Source organism: Streptomyces sp. NPDC006925 (assembly GCF_042869575.1).
Classification (GTDB): Bacteria; Actinomycetota; Actinomycetes; order Streptomycetales; family Streptomycetaceae; genus Streptomyces.
On sequence record NZ_JBIAGB010000019.1, the window covers coordinates 92,556 to 109,871 of the forward strand.

The window sequence follows — 17,316 nt, forward strand, 5'->3', positions numbered from 1 at the left end:
GCGGTGCACCCGCGCAGGGGAAGGCCCGGTGGAAGAAGGACGGTGAAGAAGAGAGAAGAAGAGAACGGAGAGGCGCTCGCCCGGTCAGTGGGCGGCGCGGGACGGCAACCGCGCTGCGCGCGTGCCGTCAGCTCTCACGTCTCAGACGAGCCCGGCGGTGTGTGTACCCACGATGCACTCCTCACGTCAGGGTGCCTCCATGGCGCTGCCGTACACAGCAGCAGCGACACGCGGCACGGTCGCCCATTCAACCGGCCGCCCTCCGCAGAGGCAAGACGCTCGCGGAACCGGGGCGGGCACGGCGGCCTCCCGCCCCCTCCGGGCACCCGGACAGCGGGCCCGGCCCCGGCACCCGTCGGCGGTTCCGGCCGGCTCCCGCAGCAGCCGGCCGGCTCCCGGCCTTCCGGCCGGCTACCGCGCCCCGGCCCGCAGCGCCCCGCCCAGCCGCCGCAGCCCCTCGCGGATCTCCTCCGCGGAGTGCGTGGTGAACGACAGGCGCAGCGACGCCGGGTCGGCGGGGCCCGCGAAGAACGGCGCCCCGGGGACGTACGCCACATCCCGGGCGACCGCGTCGTGCAGCAGCTCCGTGGCGTCCGCGCCCTCCGGAAGCCGCGCCCAGACGAACATCCCGCCCTGCGGGTGGTTCCAGGTGCTGCCGGAGGGCAGCGCGGCGGCCAGTCCGTCCAGCAGCGCGTCGCGGCGCTCCCGGTAGGCGTCCCGGACCCGGGCCAGGTGCGCGTCCAGGTCGTTGTCCGCCAGGTAGCGGGCGGCTGCCGCCTGGTCGACGGTCGAGCAGTGCAGGTCCAGCGACTGCTTGACGACGACGCAGGCGCGGCGCAGCGCGGCGGGCGCGCGCAGCCAGCCGAGCCGCAGCCCGGGCGCCAGCACCTTGGAGAAGCTGCCGAGCAGGACCGTGCGGTCCGCCGCCTGCGGCAGCGCGGCGACCCACGGCTCGGGCTCGCCCTCGAACCGCAGTTCGCCGTACGGGTCGTCCTCCACGATCCACATCCCGTACCGTGCGGCGATCTCGGCCACGGCCCGGCGGCGCTCCAGCGGGAGGGTGCGGCCGGTCGGGTTCTGGAAAGTGGGGATCAGGTAGAGCAGCTTGGGCCGCTCGCGCTCCACGGCCTCCGCCAGCGCCACCGGGTCGAGGCCCGCGTCGTCGGAGCGGACGGGCACCACGCGCGCACCGGCGAAGCCGAAGCACTGCAGCGCCGCCAGATAGGTCGGATCCTCCACCAGGACGGTGTCGCCCGGCTCCAGCAGCGCGGTCGCCAGCAGCGTGAGGGCCTGCTGGGAGCCGGTCGTCACCACCAGTTCGTCCGGCCCCGTCGGCAGGCCCCGCGCCGCCAGCCGCCCCGCCACCGCGGCACGCAGCGCCGGGTCCCCCTCGGTGGTCGAGTACTGCAGCACCCGGCGCGGTTCGTCGGCGAGCACCCGGTCGTAGGCGGCCCGTATCTCCTGCGCGGCGAACAGCTCGGGCGCCGGGAGTCCCCCGGCGAAGGAGATGACCTCGGGCCGCTCGGTCAGCGCCAGGATCTCCCGTACCGGGGAGGAGCCGACCGAGGCGGCACGGGCGGCGAGCGGAGGCGCGGGGGCGGGAACCGGGCCCGCGGACGTGCTGGGAGTCATCCCCGCAGCTTAGAAGCGACATACGGCACCTCCCCAACGGATTCCGGTATGCGGGCAGCGGCCCCGCCGCCTCCCGTTCCCCCAGCGGGCTCCGCACGCCTCAGTCGGCCCGCTCTCCCCCTTCGTCCTGCTCCGCCAGGATCAGCCAGAGGTGGCCGTCCGGGTCGGCGAAGGCTCCTGCGTACCCCCAGGGCCGGTGGTCCGGCTCGCTGACCGTCCGGGCTCCGGCGCGGACGGCGCGGGCGATCGTCTCGTCCACCTCGCGCTCCGCGCCGACGGGGACCGCGAGGACGCACTCGCTGTACCCGGACTCGGCGACGGTGTGGTCGCCGGTGATCCAGTCGAAGCCGTCCGCGGGGATCAGCATCAGCCGCAGCCCGTCGTTGACGACGAACCGCAGCGGCTCGGGGACGCCGTCCTCGGCGAGCTTCCCGACCGCCGCCAGTCCCAGCCCGTCGCGATAGAAGGTGTAGGCCGCCATCCGGTCGGCGACGGGCAGGCTGACGGTGACCGGTGCGAGCGTGCGGCCGACGGTCATGGGTACCTCCTGGATGCATCCGGATTCGTGTGCTTCGGCCCTTCCATTGCGCCCCGTCCCGGCGCCGCTGCGCGCGCGCCACACCGAGTCGGCGAATCGCCGGTCGGGGTCACGGTCACGCCGCACGGGAGCCCGCGGGCCGATATTGGGCCTGGAGCGAAAGTGCGCGAACACGAGAGAGGGAGGCCCGCACGATGACGGCGGAGATGTCCGAAGGGGAGATGGAGGTGTCCGTGGAGCTGAGCGGCTGCGCCTGCGAGGACGCCGAGGCGGTCTTCCGGGTGCTGAGCGGGCTGTACCCCTCGGACTGGGCGGAGCTGCAGCCCGAGGGCCGCAAGGCCAACGTGTGGCTGTCGCGCTTCGATGTCACGCGCGACAGCGGGCGGCCGGACGCGGTGGCGCTCGGCGCGCAGGTGACGGCGGAGCTCCAGGGCACCCCGCAGGCGGTGGAGCGGCTGCACCGGGTGCTGCTGGAGGCGTTCGGCGTGGTGGAGGTGCTGGAGGTGGCCGGAGACCAGGAGAAACAGCTCCGCCTCCAACTGGAGACCCGCTGACGGTCTCGACCGTGGGTGCGGGCGGCCGCACAGCGCGGCCCGGGACCCGGCGCCGCGCCGGTCGCAGGTCTGCCGCACCGGGTCCGGACGTCGTCGTCGGGCAGGCCGAGCACCCGGCGAAGGCCATGGCGGCCCGGCCGCACGAGGACGTGCGGCCGGTGGTGATCCAGCGCCCGGCCACTGTCCGTCCGCCGCGGCGTCACCCCTTCGCCTCGCGATGTGTGCCATCGACGCGAGAACAGGCTCCCGCACCAAGAGTGCACCGCCCCTGCTTGCCGATCGCTCGAAGTTCTGCCGTAACCGCAGGTCACGACAGGTGGGCGGTGGTGCCCGGAGTCCGGCGTTCTTGTGCCATGGGCGGGCGGGAATCCGCAATGCCCAGGTAACCGAAGCACGGTCTGCGCAGTTGGGGACTGACCCCATGCGCCTAATATGTTACACATCAAGGGGCCACACAAGCAGAGAAAGTTACACCGTCCGGAACTTTCTCTGCGCATGGGGTGTAACTTTGTATGCATGAAGCGCAGCGATGCACTGTCGGTCCTGTCCGGCGTCGCGGCTGACCAGTGGGGACTGGTGACTGCGGCGCAGGCGAAGGACGCCGGTGTGGGTGGTGTGCAGCTCAAGCGGCTCACGGATACCGGGCTGCTGGAGAACGTCGCCCGGGGCGTGTATCTGCTCACCGCTGCCGGCCAGCCGCCGCACTTGGAGATCAAGGCAGCATGGCTGCGGCTGCAGCCGGCAGTCCCGGCCTGGCAGCGTGATCCCGCCGACCCGCAATCGGGTGTCGTCTCCCATACCTCGGCGTGCGAGCTGCTGGAGCTCGGAGACATCCCCACCATCGGGGTGGAGCTGAGCGTCCCGAAGCGGCGCGTGACTCAGGACCGCTCCGTACGACTGCGGACCGCCGTCGTCGATCCCGCGGAGACCACCGTGGTCGACGGGCTGCCGGTGACCACCGCCCACCGCACGGTCGTGGACCTGCTCCGTGCCCGGGCGGACGGCGGGCACGTCGGCGGGGTCATCGCCTCAGCCGAGCGGCGCGACATGCTCGCCCTCAGCGCACTCGCCGACGACGTCGCACCCTTTGCCCGGGCCTACGGCATGCCGCGCGGCGCGAGCGGCGAGGAGTTTATCGAGCACCTGGCCGAACAGGGCGGTGAACATCTACGGGCCCAGGAGCTGCAGCGCGCAGCTGAGGAGGGGTTCAGCGAAGCTCTCACGCTTTTCAGCTCTTCGCAGGCGGAGAGGTGGCGGGAGCTGATGCGCCGGCAGGATCCCGTGCTTCCCCCCAACAACATTGCGAGGCAGCTGCTTGCAGATGCGGTTGTGACCCCGGGGCTGGGCCGGTCGATGGCGGGCTTCCGACAGTGGCTCGCTCGGGACAGTGGCCTCGCCCGCGTGTCCGATGATATCCGTGAACGGCAGGCCGAACTCCTCGCACCTGTGGCGAGTGGCGCGCGGAAGAATCTGCGCCTCGCCACGGAGAACGGCCTGACCCGCGTGATGAAAGATCTGCAGAAGGGCAGCCCCCAGATGCGGCACGCCCTGGAGATGAACAGGCGCTCCGCGCGGTTGACAGAGCGTCAACGCTCGGCGGGCAGCGGGCAACCGATCCCGGGCCGACCGACTGACGAGGACTCACCGGAGCCGTAGAGTTCCAGATCAACGTTGCGATCTGGGAAGGTAGTTCGTGCCCGCACAGCCCTATCCACTCCCGCCGCGTTCAACGCGGCACTGAAGGCAGCAGCGCAGAAAACGGCCAGAGCGAACGGCATGCCCATGAACCAACTCATGGATGTCTTCTACTTCAGCCGGCTGGCCGCCAGGGTGTTCACCGCCGATCCCGACGGCTGGCTCATCAAGGGCGGCCAGGCCCTCCTGGTGCGCTACGCCGGCGCCGCCCGCCTCAGCCGCGACATCGACCTGCAGTGCGCCTCCCCCGAAACCACCGTGGAAGAGGCCGCCGCCCGCCTCATCGCCGCCGCGCAGCGCGACCTCGGCGACCACCTGCGCTTCGCACCCACCCGGTTCACCCCCCACGTGGAGGAGGCTCGCGGCGGCGCGCAGCGGTTCGATGTATACCTCGGGCCGCGGAAGGCCACCCACGTGAAGGTCGATCTCGTCGTCGGCCGGACGCTGAGCGGCCCAGCGGAACGACGCTCCCTGGCCCCAGCAGTCGACATCGCCTGGCCCGTGGACTGGCCCACCGCCCGCCTCTACCCGACCGTCGACCACGTCGCCGACAAACTCTGCGCCATGTACGAGAAACACCCCGGGGGAGCATCCTCCAACCGCTACCGAGACCTGGCCGACTTGCTCCTGATCAGCCAGCAAGAGACCCTGGACGGCGCCGAAGCCCACCAGGCGCTCCATCGTGAAGCCGCACGCCGCGTCGGCACCGGCATCCACGTCGAGCTCCCCGCTACGTTCGAAGTTCCCGACGCCACTTGGCGCCGTAACTACCCCCGCAGGCTGCCCTGGTCCTCGGGCTTCAGGGCTGCCGCACCCTGGACGAGGCCCTCACTGCGGCCGATGCCTTCGCCACGCCGCTACTGGACGCCAGGCCTCCCACAGGCACGTGGCACCCCCAGCTCGCCGCCTGGGGCCATTGAGGGCACCGGGCCCGTCGACCGTGCAGCGGGCACCCGGGGCAGTCACTGGAGCAGGCGGGGAATCTCCAGAACTCCGGCCGACCGGTTCGACTTCCAGCTCGATTGCTGTGACCAGCTCCACCACTGGACGCCGCCCACGTCCGCGGCGCCCAACTCGTCGCCCCCGTCCTCACCGTCGGCGTCCGTGCGTGGCGGCCGCACCAGCGCACAAGGGCTACGATCCCGCGGCGGCAGCTCGTGCTCAACCGCTTCGTCCAGGATGCTGGAGCGCAGTGCGCGAATGTTCTCCAGCGTCTTCGGCGACATCAACTTCTCCTCCTGGACCGCCGCCCCACGTACGTCGCCGCACAGGGGTTCTGCCACGCCGAGACCGTGGCCTTGCTGAAGTGTTCCTTCAACGCACACCACAGTTGCCGGAGGCGGGGAAGAGGCGCGTCTCAGCCTCCTCGAGGATCACGTCCCGGTAGCGGTCTCGATACCCGCCCTGTTCTTGATGGACTGTCGAGCGAACTTCTCGAAGTGGTACGGCAAATCGTCCGGGTCACAGGCTGTGGCGTCGATGCAGGCCCCTGCCCTTGCCCTGCCAAGCGGTCACTGCTGGCCTCCCTCGTCAACAGCGTCTTGGAAAACCTTCGCGGAGTCCTCATCGCCGAAGCGCCCGTCCTACCAGCCCCCCGCGAGCGCCCCGAGCCGGCACTTCACCTGGTAGTTCGTGAGCACCCCCGCCGTGCTTCTGCGGGGTCCTACGCACGCCATCGACAGATACAGCCCGGGCGCCGTGCGCTCAAAACACCCAGTCGATAGCCCGAATCCTCGCCCTTTTCGCAGGTCAACGCGGGTAAGAGGCGGTGGTGCCCGGAGCCGGACTTGAACCGGCACGGCCGCCGAGGGCCAACGAGGTTTAAGCTCGTCGTGTCTGCATTCCACCATCCGGGCACCGACTCCTGGACCGCGTCGTACGCCGCCGGGCGCAGACGCCCCTCCCCAGGGCGTGGGACGAGCCTATCCAGGGTCTTCCCCTGAACAGCGGATCGCCGAAGCGATGTTGTCTTATTTTATTGGCAACTGACGGGTCATCAGTGTCACATGCGCCACTTCGCAGCGGTCTCCCCCCTGCGCCCGGGTCGTCAGAAATGACGGAAAGTCGCCGGTCGGTCACGGGTGCGTACGTCCCATGTCGACCAGTGGCATATGACAAGGGGGAATGCGGCCACGAGCGCCGCACCCGTCTCAGGGTCGTCCGTCATACCCAAGGATGACCGGCGGGCCGGGTTCTACCTCCGAAGGCTGTCCCGGAACCAAGAGCCGCGGCGGATCCCGGCGCGCGGATGGGACGGAACGATAGGGGCAGACGGAAAGTTCCGTCACTCACCATCGACGTCCGACAGGAGCCCCGCGCCGTGACGACCAGTACCCGTCAGCAGCACACCGCGGGTGGCCCGCACCCCGGAGCCCCCGCCGACCATGCGCACTCCGGCGTCGCCGCGGCGCGCGCCACCGATCTGTCCAAGGTCTACGGTCAGGGCGAGACCCAGGTCGTCGCGCTCGACCGGATAACGGTCGACTTCCGGCAGGCCGAGTTCACCGCGATCATGGGCCCCTCGGGCTCCGGCAAGTCCACGCTCATGCACTGCATGGCCGGACTGGACTCGATCTCCAGCGGCAGCGCCCGCATCGGCGACACCGAGCTGACCAAGCTCAAGGACAAGAAGCTGACCCAACTGCGGCGCGACCGCATCGGCTTCATCTTCCAGGCGTTCAACCTGCTGCCCACGCTCACCGGCCTGGAGAACATCACGCTGCCGATGGACATCGCGGGCCGCAAGCCGGACAAGGAGTGGCTGGACCGCGTCATCCAGACCGTCGGACTCACCGACCGGCTCAAGCACCGGCCCAACCAGCTCTCCGGCGGCCAGCAGCAGCGGGTGGCCGTCGCCCGCGCCCTCGCCTCCCGCCCGGAGATCATCTTCGGTGACGAGCCGACCGGCAACCTCGACTCCCGCGCGGGCGCCGAGGTCCTGGGCTTCCTGCGCAACTCCGTGCGCGAACTGGGCCAGACCGTCGTGATGGTCACCCACGACCCGGTGGCCGCCGCCTACGCGGACCGGGTGGTCTTCCTCGCCGACGGCCGCATCGTCGACGACATGGCCGAACCGACGGCCGACGGCGTGCTGGAGCGGATGAAGTCCTTCGACGCCAAGGCCCGGACGAGCTGAGCCGGGCGCGCGCCCGGACGCAACGGTCCGGGCCGAATCCGCCCCCGCGCTCCCGTCCCGCGCTCCCACCGCCCGTCCAGCCCACTCGCAGAAGGACCCTCCAGGACTTCCTCATGCTCCGTACCGCCTTGCGCAACGTCTTCGCGCACAAGGCCCGGCTGCTGATGACGATGCTCGCCGTGCTGCTCGGCGTGGCCTTCGTCTCCGGCACCCTGGTCTTCACCTCGACCATTTCCGACGCGTTCCACAAGAGCTCCGAGAAGGGCTACGCGCACGTCGACGTCTCCATACGCCAGGACGGGAGCGACGCGCCCGAGGGGCGGGACTCGCTCTCCACCCTCGACCAGCGCACCCTCGACAAGGCCGCCGACCTGCCCGGCGCCAAGTCCGCGACCGGCGTGGTCTCCGGTTTCGCCGCGCTCTCCGACAAGGACGGCAAGCTCGTCGGCGACGGCTTCTCCACCCAGGGCGCCAACTACTACGGCGGCCGGGACGGCAAGGGCAGCGACCCGCGCTACCCGATGAAGGACGGCGCGGCACCGCGCGCCCCCGGCCAGATCGCGCTGGACGCCAAGACCGCCGAGCGCACCGGGTACCAGGTCGGCGACACCGTCCGGATGTCGGTGAACGGCCCGGTACGCACCGAGAAGGTCACCGGCGTCTTCACCACCGACGACGGCAACGTCGCCGCGGGCGGCACCCTGGTGCTGTTCGACAACACCACCGCGCAGAAGCTGTTCGCCAAGCCCGGTGAGTACACCGAGATCTCGATGCGGGCCGACCAGGGCGTCTCGCAGCCGGAACTCAAGAAGCAGGCCGCCGGCATCCTGCCGTCCGGCACCGAGGCCGTCACCGGCAAGAAGCTCGCCGACGAGGAGTCCAAGCAGATCGAGCAGGGCATGTCGGGCATGAAGACGAGCCTGCTCGCCTTCGCCGGGATCGCGCTGTTCGTCGGCATCTTCATCATCGCCAACACCTTCACCATGCTGGTCGCGCAGCGCACCAAGGAGCTGGCGCTGCTGCGCGCGGTGGGTGCCAGCCGCCGCCAGGTCACCCGCTCGGTGCTGATCGAGGCGCTGGTCGTGGGCACGGTCGCGGGGCTGGCCGGCATGGCGGCCGGGGTCGGTATCGGCGCCGGACTGCGCTCCCTGGTGGGCAGGATGGGCACCATGCCCGACGGGCCGCTGGTGATCGAGCCGTCCACGGTCGTCGTCTCGCTGGTCGTCGGTGTCGTCGTCACCGTCCTGGCGGCCTGGCTGCCGGCGCGGCGTGCGGCCAAGATCCCGCCGGTGGCGGCGATGGGCAGTGTCCACGCCCCGTCGACGACCCGCTCGCTGATCGTCCGCAACACCATCGGCGCGCTGCTGTCGGCCGCCGGCGCGGCCCTGGTGCTGGCGGCGACCGAGATGGACGACGGCAAGGCCCCGATGGGCGGCGGTGCCGCGCTGCTGCTGATCGGCGTCTTCGTGCTCACCCCGCTGCTGTCCCGCCCGCTGATCGCGGCGGCGGCCCCGGTGCTGCGGCTCTTCCAGGTCAGCGGGAAGCTGGCGCGGCAGAACGCGGTACGCAACCCGCGGCGCACGGCCGCCACCGCCTCCGCGCTGATGGTCGGGCTGACGCTGATCACGGGTCTGACGGTGATCGCAAGTGGGGTGCAGCAGGCCATCGAGAAGATGGCGTCCGGCTCGCTGAAGGCCGACTACACGGTCTCGATGGCCAACTTCACACCGCTCTCCCCCGAGGTGGAGAAGAAGCTGGCCCGCTCGGACGAGGTCACCGCGACCTCGCCGCTGCGCAACGCGCGGTCGAAGATCGACGGCGACACCGAGTACCTGACGGGCGTCAACGGCTCCACCATCGCGCAACTCACCTCGATCGACTTCACCGCGGGCGGCTGGTCCGGCGTCAGCAGCGGCAAGCAGGCGGTCGTGGACGAGGACACCGCGAAGGAGCGGGGCTGGAAGCCCGGGTCCCGGTTCGAGGTGACCTACCAGGACGGCGAGAAGGGCCGGTTCTCCGTCGCGGGCGTCTACCACGGCAACCAGATGATCAAGGGCATCATGGTCGACAACAAGGCCGTGACCCCGCATCTGACCAAGGTCGCCGACATGCAGGTCCTCGCCAAGACGGAGGACGGCGCGACGGCCGAGGTCAAGAAGTCGCTGGAGAAGCAGCTCGGCAACAACCCTGCGGTCCTCGTGCAGGACAAGAAGGACATCTCCGACGGCATCGCGCAGATGATCAACATCCTGCTGAACATGCTGTACGGGCTGCTCGCGATGGCCGTCATCGTCGCCGTCCTCGGCGTGATCAACACACTGGCCATGTCGGTCTTCGAACGCGGCCAGGAGATCGGGATGCTGCGCGCCATCGGCCTCGACCGGCGCGGGATCAAGCGGATGGTGCGGCTGGAGTCGCTCGTCATCTCGCTCTTCGGCGGCGTCCTCGGGATCGGACTGGGCGTGTTCTTCGGCTGGGCGGCCGGTGAGCTGATCTCCGGTTCGCTGGAGACCTACTCACTCGTCCTGCCCTGGGGACGGATGGGCATCTTCCTCGCGCTGGCCGCACTGGTGGGCGTCCTCGCCGCGCTGTGGCCCGCCCGGCGCGCGGCCCGGCTCAACATGCTGGAGGCCATCAAGACGGAGTGACCCGGACGGCTTCCCGGCCCGTCCGCCGGGAGACCGGACCCCGCGTACGTGCGCCCCCTCCGCTCCGGAGGGGGCGCACGCATGTGCGGCGCGGGCCGGCCGCGGGGGCGGGTGCCCCGGACGCGGCCGGACCCGTCGGTCCCGTAACCGGACGCCGTCGCTCCCGCGCCGGGACGTCCATCGGGCCCGCACCGGTACTGCCGTCGGGCCCACGCCGGGGACCGTCCGTCACGACCATGCCGGGACCGTCCGTCACGACCACGCCGGAACGGCCGTCAGTCCCGTGCCTCCGCGTCGGCCGTCCACCGCCGGGTGCGCAGCGGCAGACCGGAGGCGCCGGACTCCGGGGTCCGCACGGCCAGCACCTGGTTGACGCCGATGCGGTTGCGCTCGAAGGCGAGAGCCGAAGCGGCCATGTAGAGCCGCCACACCCGTGCCCGCCCGGGGGTGGTGAGCCGGGTCGCGCGGGCGAAGTCCGCCTCCAGGTTCCGCACCCAGGCGCGCAGCGTCAGCGCGTAGTGCTCGCGCAGCGACTCGACGTCCCGCACCTCGAAACCGGCCCGCTCCAGCAGTCCCACGGTGCGTCCGACGGGGGCGAGCTCCCCGTCGGGGAAGACGTAGGCGTCGATGAACGGGTCCACCGCGTAGACCTCTTCGTCGGCGAGCGGGCGCCGGGCGATCTGGTGGTTGAGCAGCCGTCCGCCCGGCCGCAGGAGGGCGTGCAGATCGTCGGCGTACTCGCGGTAGCGGGTGGAGCCGACGTGTTCGGCCATGCCGACGGACGACACGGCGTCGTAGGGGCCGTCGTCGATCTCCCGGTAGTCCTGGACCCGGATCTCGACCCGGTCCGTCAGCCCTTCCTCGGCGATCCGCTTGCGGCCGTATGCGGCCTGCTGGCGGGAGAGGGTGACGGCCACGGCCTGCACGCCGTACTCGCGCGCGGCGTGCAGGACGAGCGACCCCCAGCCGCCACCGACGTCCAGCAGCCGCTCGCCCGGGCGCAGCGCGAGCTTGCGGCAGATCAGGTCGATCTTGTCGCGCTGGGCCTCTTCCAGGGTGCCGTCCGGCTGCCAGTAGGCGCAGGAGTAGACCATGCTCGGCCCCAGCACCAGGGCGTAGAAGTCGTTGCCGACGTCGTAGTGGTGGCTGATGGCCTCGCGGTCCCTGCCGAGGGTGTGGCGCAGGCCGGTGCGGTGCCGGGCCTCCTCGGCGGGCGGCGGGGGCGGCAGTCCCGGACCGGCCAGCCGCAGCAGTTCGGCGGCGGCGCGGCGGGCCGCAGGGTCGCGCGCGAGGGACAGTGCGCCGCCCGCCCAGCCGGTGCCGAAGGCGGGCGCCTCGCCGGTCCCGGAGGTGAGCACACCCTGGGCGTCCCGCTCCCAGATGAGGCCGGCCACCAGGTCGAGCGCCTGGTAGAGGTCGCCCTCGACATCGAGGTCGCCGGCCACCCAGGCCCGGGCCAGTCCCAGCTCGCCCGGCCGCCACAGCACCCGGCGCAGCGCCCGTCGGCTGCGGACGACCAGGACGGGCGCCTCGGGCGGGCCGGCCTCACTGCGATCCCACGCCCGCACCCGGACCGGGAGCGGGACCCCGAGCAGTTGCTCCGCGAGCGCGACGATCCGTTCAGCAGCACCGGCCATAGAGCACACCTCCGTGTCAGGAAGGGGTGGATTCCCCGTACATGGAACGCGCGCGGGGGAGGGTGTATGCCCACTGTGCCCAACGGGCCGGCGGTTTGACCGCGGCGGAAACGGCGAGAGGGGCGTGAGCCCCACGGATGGCTCACGCCCCTCTCGGACGTGCACGAAGGTCGCGGACCGGGTCCGCGGCCGGCGCCGGCCGGCCCGCTGCGGGGTCGGCCGGTTCCCGGATCAGGAGGAGGCTGCCGCCTTCTCGTTCCTGTCCCCGACCGGGCTGTCGGCGCGGCTGTCGGCGGACGCCTTGCTGGCGTCGGCGGACGCGGAGGCCTCCGCCTTGGCGAGGGCTGCCGCGGTCACCGGTGCCGCCGCCTCGTAGAACTCACCCCGCGGGTGCTCCATGGCGCCCAGCGAGACGACCTCGCGCTTGAGGAACATGCCGAGCGTCCAGTCGGCGAAGACCCGGATCTTGCGGTTCCAGGTGGGCACCGCCATGCCGTGGTAGGCACGGTGGAAGTACCAGGCCAGCCGGCCGCGCAGCTTGATCCGCGTCTTGCCGAAGACGATCATCGCGACGCCCTTGTGCAGGCCGAGGCCCGCGACGGCGCCCTTGTTGGCGTGCTTGTACTTGCCCTGCGGGAAGCCGCGCATGCCGGAGATGACGTTGTCCCCGAGCACCTTGGACTGGCGCAGCGCGTGCTGCGCGTTGGGCGGGCAGAAGGCGCCCTCCTTGCCGGCGGCCAGGTCCGGGACCTGCGCGTTGTCACCCGCGGCCCAGGCGTAGTCCATGCCCTTGACCTGCATGCCGGCGTCCACGTCCACATGGCCCTTGGGCCCCAGGGGCAGGCCGAAGCGGGAGAGCACCGGGTTGGGCTTGACGCCCGCGGTCCACACGATGGTGCTGGAGTCGACCTCCAGGCCGTTCTTGAGCACCACGTGGCCGTCCACGCAGGACTCCATCGAGGTGTTCAGGTAGACCTCGACGCCGCGCTTCTTGAGGTGCTCCAGGCCCCACTCGCCGAGCTTCGGGCCGACCTCGGGCAGGATCCCGGGGGCCGCGTCGACGAGGACGAACCGCATGTCCTCGCGCTTGACACTGGGGTAGTACTTGGCGGCGTCCCTGGCCATGTCCTCGACCTCGCCGATGGTCTCGGCTCCGGCGAACCCGCCGCCGATGAAGACGAAGGTGAGGGCCTTGCGGCGGGCGTCCTCGTCCTGGGTGGAGTCCGCCTTGTCGAACTGCTCCAGGACGTGGTTGCGCAGGCCGATGGCCTCCTCCACGCCCTTCATGCCGATGCCGTTCTCCGCCAGCCCCGGCACCGGGAAGGTGCGGGAGACGGCGCCCATCGCGATGACCAGGTAGTCGAACGGCAGCTCGTAGGCGTCGCCGACCAGCGGCGACACACTGGCGACCTTGCGGTCCTGGTCGATCGAGGTGACCCGGCCGGTGAGGACCTCGGCCTTGGGGAGCACGCGTCGCAGGGGGACCACGACGTGGCGGGGTGAGATGCTGCCGGCGGCGGCTTCAGGGAGGAAGGGCTGGTACGTCATGTACGACCGCGGGTCGACGACCGTGACGGTCGCCTCGCCGTAGCGCATCTTCTTGAGGATGCGCCGCGCTGCGTACAGACCGACGTACCCGCCACCCACTACGAGGATTCGGGGACGCTCCGTGGTGCTCATGGAATCGAGTATCCACCCATCCCGGGGGGTCACTTCGTGAGGGTCTTCACAAGGATCGGCGGACCCTCTGCTACACTCCGCCGCCCGTGATCGAGCCCACAGGCCGTCCGTGGAACCCCTGCGCCGCGTGAACCGTTGACACGCCTCTTGAGCTGCGGGGATCGGCACCCCTTGAAGGGAACCGCCGCACAGCGGTGGAACCGCCCGCGTCCGGCGCGGCGGCGGCACATCCGGAACTGCGCCTTCCAACGGGAAAACCAGGGCCCACCGGGCCCTTTCTCATGTGAATCAATTCACGAAACTCGTCTGCCCAGAGCTGCGCGGGGCGCCGCGAAGGCCACTTCACACCTATCAGCAGAGTGCCGACCCGCTCAACTGAGAACCCTTGAGCCCGCCTCGACCGAGCCCGCCGATGTACCCCACCGGAGCGCGACGGCCCGCCGCCGAAGGGTTGACGGTGGCGTACTGGGCGGTAACACTGCCCGGATGGCGATCACCAAGGGCAAGGGCAAGGGCACAGCCGCGTTCGCCGCGCTGGCCGCCGCGGACCTGTACGCCACCGCGAAGTCCCCCCGCGGCCCGGCACGCGCCGCCAAGCCCTTCCTGATGCCCGCGCTCGCCGCCCACGCCCGCGACGCCGCGCAGCCCGCACGTCCGCCCGCCGCCCTGCTGGCCGGACTCGCCTGCGCCACCGCGGGCGACACCGCCCTGCTGTGGGACCGCCACCAGCGCGCCCTGCTGACCGGCATGGCCGCCTTCCTCGGCACCCAGATCAGCTACACCGCGGGCATGACGACCCGGCTCGGCGCCGTCCGCGGACTGCGCGCCCGGCCCAGGCGCGCGCTCGCGGCGTTCGCGGCCTGGGGCGCCGTCAACGCGGTGCTCGCGCCCACGCTGGAGCGGCGCCTGCGCCTCCCCGTGGCCGGCTACAGCCTGGCGCTCACCGCGATGGGCGCCGCAGCACTCGGCGTCGGGGGCAAGGTCGCCGCCGGCGCGGTGGCCTTCATCGCCTCCGACGCACTGATCGGCCTGCAGGCCGCGGGGCACGAGTTCCCCTCCCAGGAAGTACTGATCATGGCCGGGTACCTGCTGGGGCAGTACCTGATCACCGAGGGCTGGCTGGAGCGCGCCCCGTCCTGAGCCCGCGCCGCGTCGAGCGCATACCGTCGTAGCCGTGCACGACCCGACCAGCCCGGACCGCCCCGGCTCCCCGCCGCCCATGCCGCCGCTCTTCGACCGGCAGTTCGCTCTCGACCCCTACCCCGCGTACGCCTGGCTGCGCGAGCACGCGCCGGTCCGGCGGACCCGGCTGCCCAGCGGGGTGGAGGCGTGGCTGGTGACCCGGTACGCGGACGCCCGGGAGGCGCTCGCCGACCCGCGGCTGAGCAAGGACCCGCGGCGGCACGGCGAACAGGGCACCCACGGCAAGGGCAAGGTCGGCATTCCGGGCGAGCGCAGTGCGAACCTGATGACGCATCTGCTCAACATCGACCCGCCCGACCACACCCGGCTGCGCCGCCTGGTCTCCACCGCGTTCACCCCGCGCCGGGTCGCCGCCTTCGCCCCCCGGGTACGGGAACTCGCGGACGGGCTCATCGACTCCTTCGCGTCGCGCGGCGAAGCGGACCTGATCCACGAGTACGCGTTCCCGCTGCCGATCTACGCCATCTGCGACATGCTCGGCGTCCCGCAGGAGGACCAGGAGGACTTCCGCACCTGGGCGGGCATGATGATCCATCAGCCCGGCAGCCCGCGCGGCGGCGTGGGCCGGGCCGTCAAGCGGATGCGCGGCTACCTGGCCGAGCTCATCCACCGCAAACGCGCGGAGGCGGACACCGCCGAGGGGAGCGGCGACCTGATCTCCGGCCTCATCCGCGCCTCCGACCACGGCGAACACCTCACCGAGAACGAGGCCGCCGCGATGGCCTTCATCCTGCTGTTCGCCGGGTTCGAGACGACCGTCAACCTCATCGGGAACGGGACCTTCGCACTGCTGCGCCACCCGGAGGAGCGTGCCGTGCTGCAGCGCGCCGTCGCGGAGGGGGACGAGCAGCTGCTCGGCTGCGCCGTCGAGGAGTTGCTGCGCTACGACGGCCCGGTCGAACTGGCGACCTGGCGGTTCGCCGCCCGCGACCTGCTGCTCGGCGGGCAGCAGGTGCGGGAGGGCGAGGCGGTGCTGGTCGTCCTGGCGGCGGCGGACCGGGATCCGGCCAAGTTCGCCGCGCCCGACACTCTGGACCTGACCCGGCAGGACAACCAGCACCTGGGCTACGGGCACGGCATCCACTACTGCCTGGGCGCCCCGCTGGCCCGCCTGGAGGGGCGGACCGCGCTGGCCGCCCTGCTGCACCGGCTCCCCGATCTGCGGCTGGCCGCCGACCCCGGCACCCTGCACCGGCGGGGCGGACTCATCATGCGCGGGCTGCGGACGCTGCCGGTGGAGTTCACTCCCCCGAGGGCGGATGACCTGCGCGGGGAGCCGGTGTGACGGCCCCTCACTTATGTGACCGCGGCGTGATGTGGACGACATTGGCTTGTGACTGTCGGACTTCGCAGCTACGTTCGGTCACCGACTTCGGTCATGGACTTCGGCCATGGACTGCTGTCATCGACTACGGTCGTCGTCCCGTTCGTCCCCCACGAGAGGTCAACCATGCGCTCCGGGAATGGTCGGCACCGCCGCCCCCGCCAAGCCCCCGCACTGTTCGTCGCCGCCGGGGTCACAGGTGCCGGAATCGCACTTCCGCTGCTCGGCGCCACCGGCGCACACGCCGCCGACGCCCAGCCCTGGGACCGCGTCGCGGACTGCGAGAGCGGCGGCGCCTGGAGCGCCAACGACTCCAACGGATACTACGGCGGACTCCAGTTGGACCTGGACACCTGGAAGTACTACGGCGGCACGATGTACGCCGAGCGGCCGGACCTGGCCAGCCGCAGCCAGCAGATCGCCGTCGGCGAGAAGATCCTCCAGGCCGAGGGCCCGCGTGCCTTCCCGCAGTGCGGCGGCGGCCTGAAGCTCGAGGTCCCCGGCTCGGACGAGGGCGCCGACCCGTCCGGCAAGCCGTCGCAGGACCCGACCGACTCCGCCGGGAAGTCCGATCCTTCCGGCAAGCCCGATGACGCAGGAAAGTCCGGAAAATCCGGCAAGTCCGACGGGCAGCACCCGGAGACGGACCCGTCGCCGGACGCGAGCGACGCGCCCACGGACAAGGACGACGGCGACGGCGACGGCGACGGCGACGGCGACGGCGACGGCGACGGCACGAACAAGGGCGCGGGCTCCGACCGGGACTCCGGGAAGCCGAAGAGCGGGGAGTCCGGCTCGCCGCAGCAGCCGTCCGACGACAGCACGTCCCAGGCACCCGGCTCCGGAGCGTCCGACTCCGGGTCGCCGGACTCGGACGCCGACGACGACACCGACAGCGGCTCCGACTCCGCGAGCGGCACCTCCGGCTGGTCCGACCTGGGCCCGTCGAGCCCGAACCGGCTCAAGTCCCCGTCCGACTCCGACCAGTCCGGCAAGGGCAAGCACCGGGGGCGGCCCGCCGAGGAGCGGCCCGAGCACGACGAGCGCGGCGAGCGGCCCTCCCGGGGCGGGGAACGCGACCGTGCCGGCGAGAGCGACGGCCGGCACCGGATCACCGTGCGGGCCGGCGACTCGCTCGCGCGGATCGCCGCGGAGCAGGACGTCGAGGGCGGCTGGAGCGAGCTGTACGCGCAGAACCGGGAGACGGTCGGCGACGACCCGGACCTCATCCGCCCGGGCCAGCACCTGACGCTGTAGGCCGCGCAGGCC

12 protein-coding genes and 1 tRNA gene are annotated in these 17,316 nt (G+C 71.6%); 8 read left to right on the forward strand and 5 right to left on the reverse strand.

Annotation, left to right across the window (positions count from 1 at the left end):
* Window positions 1-411 precede the first annotated feature (411 nt).
* Both ACFYNS_RS23460 and ACFYNS_RS23465 read right to left on the reverse strand, forming a co-directional pair.
* Window positions 412-1,632 (reverse strand): PLP-dependent aminotransferase family protein, encoded by a 1,221-nt coding sequence (locus ACFYNS_RS23460; protein ID WP_360294210.1) that lies wholly within the window; start codon window positions 1,630-1,632, stop codon window positions 412-414.
* A gap of 100 nt (window positions 1,633-1,732) precedes the next feature.
* Entirely contained in the window at window positions 1,733-2,170 is a 438-nt protein-coding gene (locus tag ACFYNS_RS23465; RefSeq protein WP_360294207.1) for a VOC family protein, read from the reverse strand.
* A gap of 194 nt (window positions 2,171-2,364) precedes the next feature.
* Here ACFYNS_RS23465 and ACFYNS_RS23470 point away from each other — a divergent pair, with 194 nt between their 5' ends.
* The 3 genes from ACFYNS_RS23470 (at window position 2,365) to ACFYNS_RS23480 (ending at window position 5,724) form a co-directional block, all read left to right on the forward strand.
* The gene (locus tag ACFYNS_RS23470) at window positions 2,365-2,724 is read left to right on the forward strand and encodes a hypothetical protein (RefSeq protein ID WP_075002303.1); all 360 of its coding nucleotides are present in this window, start codon (window positions 2,365-2,367) and stop codon (window positions 2,722-2,724) included.
* Window positions 2,725-3,240: 516 nt separating this feature from the next.
* Entirely contained in the window at window positions 3,241-4,380 is a 1,140-nt protein-coding gene (locus tag ACFYNS_RS23475; RefSeq protein WP_388604917.1) for a type IV toxin-antitoxin system AbiEi family antitoxin domain-containing protein, read from the forward strand.
* Between the two features lie 120 nt (window positions 4,381-4,500).
* Complete coding sequence (locus tag ACFYNS_RS23480; RefSeq protein WP_388604919.1) at window positions 4,501-5,724, forward strand: nucleotidyl transferase AbiEii/AbiGii toxin family protein; 1,224 nt, start codon at window positions 4,501-4,503, stop codon at window positions 5,722-5,724.
* Between the two features lie 464 nt (window positions 5,725-6,188).
* Here ACFYNS_RS23480 and ACFYNS_RS23485 read toward each other — a convergent pair.
* A tRNA-Leu gene (locus ACFYNS_RS23485) sits at window positions 6,189-6,275 on the reverse strand.
* Between the two features lie 464 nt (window positions 6,276-6,739).
* Here ACFYNS_RS23485 and ACFYNS_RS23490 point away from each other — a divergent pair.
* Window positions 6,740-7,555: an ABC transporter ATP-binding protein gene (locus ACFYNS_RS23490; protein WP_388548979.1), complete on the forward strand. Its 816-nt coding sequence runs from the start codon at window positions 6,740-6,742 to the stop codon at window positions 7,553-7,555.
* Window positions 7,556-7,668: 113 nt separating this feature from the next.
* On the forward strand, window positions 7,669-10,203 hold the full coding sequence (locus ACFYNS_RS23495; protein WP_360294201.1) for an FtsX-like permease family protein: 2,535 nt from the start codon (window positions 7,669-7,671) through the stop codon (window positions 10,201-10,203).
* A 275-nt stretch (window positions 10,204-10,478) separates the two neighbouring features.
* Here ACFYNS_RS23495 and ACFYNS_RS23500 read toward each other — a convergent pair whose 3' ends face one another.
* Both ACFYNS_RS23500 and ACFYNS_RS23505 read right to left on the reverse strand, forming a co-directional pair.
* Window positions 10,479-11,840, reverse strand: a complete 1,362-nt coding sequence (locus ACFYNS_RS23500; protein WP_388604921.1) for a class I SAM-dependent methyltransferase — start codon at window positions 11,838-11,840, stop codon at window positions 10,479-10,481.
* Window positions 11,841-12,071: 231 nt separating this feature from the next.
* Window positions 12,072-13,520 (reverse strand): NAD(P)/FAD-dependent oxidoreductase, encoded by a 1,449-nt coding sequence (locus ACFYNS_RS23505; protein ID WP_388604923.1) that lies wholly within the window; start codon window positions 13,518-13,520, stop codon window positions 12,072-12,074.
* Between the two features lie 486 nt (window positions 13,521-14,006).
* Here ACFYNS_RS23505 and ACFYNS_RS23510 point away from each other — a divergent pair, with 486 nt between their 5' ends.
* From ACFYNS_RS23510 to ACFYNS_RS23520, 3 genes are all read left to right on the forward strand, one after another.
* Window positions 14,007-14,660: a lysoplasmalogenase family protein gene (locus tag ACFYNS_RS23510; RefSeq protein ID WP_360294195.1), complete on the forward strand. Its 654-nt coding sequence runs from the start codon at window positions 14,007-14,009 to the stop codon at window positions 14,658-14,660.
* A gap of 79 nt (window positions 14,661-14,739) precedes the next feature.
* Entirely contained in the window at window positions 14,740-16,008 is a 1,269-nt protein-coding gene (locus tag ACFYNS_RS23515) for a cytochrome P450 (protein WP_360294226.1), read from the forward strand.
* 93 nt (window positions 16,009-16,101) lie between these two features.
* Window positions 16,102-17,304 carry a transglycosylase family protein gene (locus tag ACFYNS_RS23520; RefSeq protein WP_388604925.1) on the forward strand — a complete coding sequence of 401 codons (1,203 nt, stop codon included), beginning with the start codon at window positions 16,102-16,104 and terminating at the stop codon, window positions 17,302-17,304.
* The last annotated feature ends 12 nt before the right edge of the window (window positions 17,305-17,316 follow it).

Excerpts from the sequence above, each read along its gene's own strand:
- ACFYNS_RS23460 (WP_360294210.1), bottom strand. The coding sequence starts at position 1,632 with ATGACTCCCAGCACGTCCGCGGGCCCGGTTCCCGCCCCCGCGCCTCCG.
- ACFYNS_RS23465 (WP_360294207.1), bottom strand. The coding sequence starts at position 2,170 with ATGACCGTCGGCCGCACGCTCGCACCGGTCACCGTCAGCCTGCCCGTC.
- ACFYNS_RS23470 (WP_075002303.1), top strand. The coding sequence starts at position 2,365 with ATGACGGCGGAGATGTCCGAAGGGGAGATGGAGGTGTCCGTGGAGCTG.
- ACFYNS_RS23475 (WP_388604917.1), top strand. The coding sequence starts at position 3,241 with ATGAAGCGCAGCGATGCACTGTCGGTCCTGTCCGGCGTCGCGGCTGAC.
- ACFYNS_RS23480 (WP_388604919.1), top strand. The coding sequence starts at position 4,501 with ATGCCCATGAACCAACTCATGGATGTCTTCTACTTCAGCCGGCTGGCC.
- ACFYNS_RS23495 (WP_360294201.1), top strand. The coding sequence starts at position 7,669 with ATGCTCCGTACCGCCTTGCGCAACGTCTTCGCGCACAAGGCCCGGCTG.
- ACFYNS_RS23500 (WP_388604921.1), bottom strand. The coding sequence starts at position 11,840 with ATGGCCGGTGCTGCTGAACGGATCGTCGCGCTCGCGGAGCAACTGCTC.
- ACFYNS_RS23505 (WP_388604923.1), bottom strand. The coding sequence starts at position 13,520 with ATGAGCACCACGGAGCGTCCCCGAATCCTCGTAGTGGGTGGCGGGTAC.
- ACFYNS_RS23510 (WP_360294195.1), top strand. The coding sequence starts at position 14,007 with ATGGCGATCACCAAGGGCAAGGGCAAGGGCACAGCCGCGTTCGCCGCG.
- ACFYNS_RS23515 (WP_360294226.1), top strand. The coding sequence starts at position 14,740 with ATGCCGCCGCTCTTCGACCGGCAGTTCGCTCTCGACCCCTACCCCGCG.
- ACFYNS_RS23520 (WP_388604925.1), top strand. The coding sequence starts at position 16,102 with ATGGACTTCGGCCATGGACTGCTGTCATCGACTACGGTCGTCGTCCCG.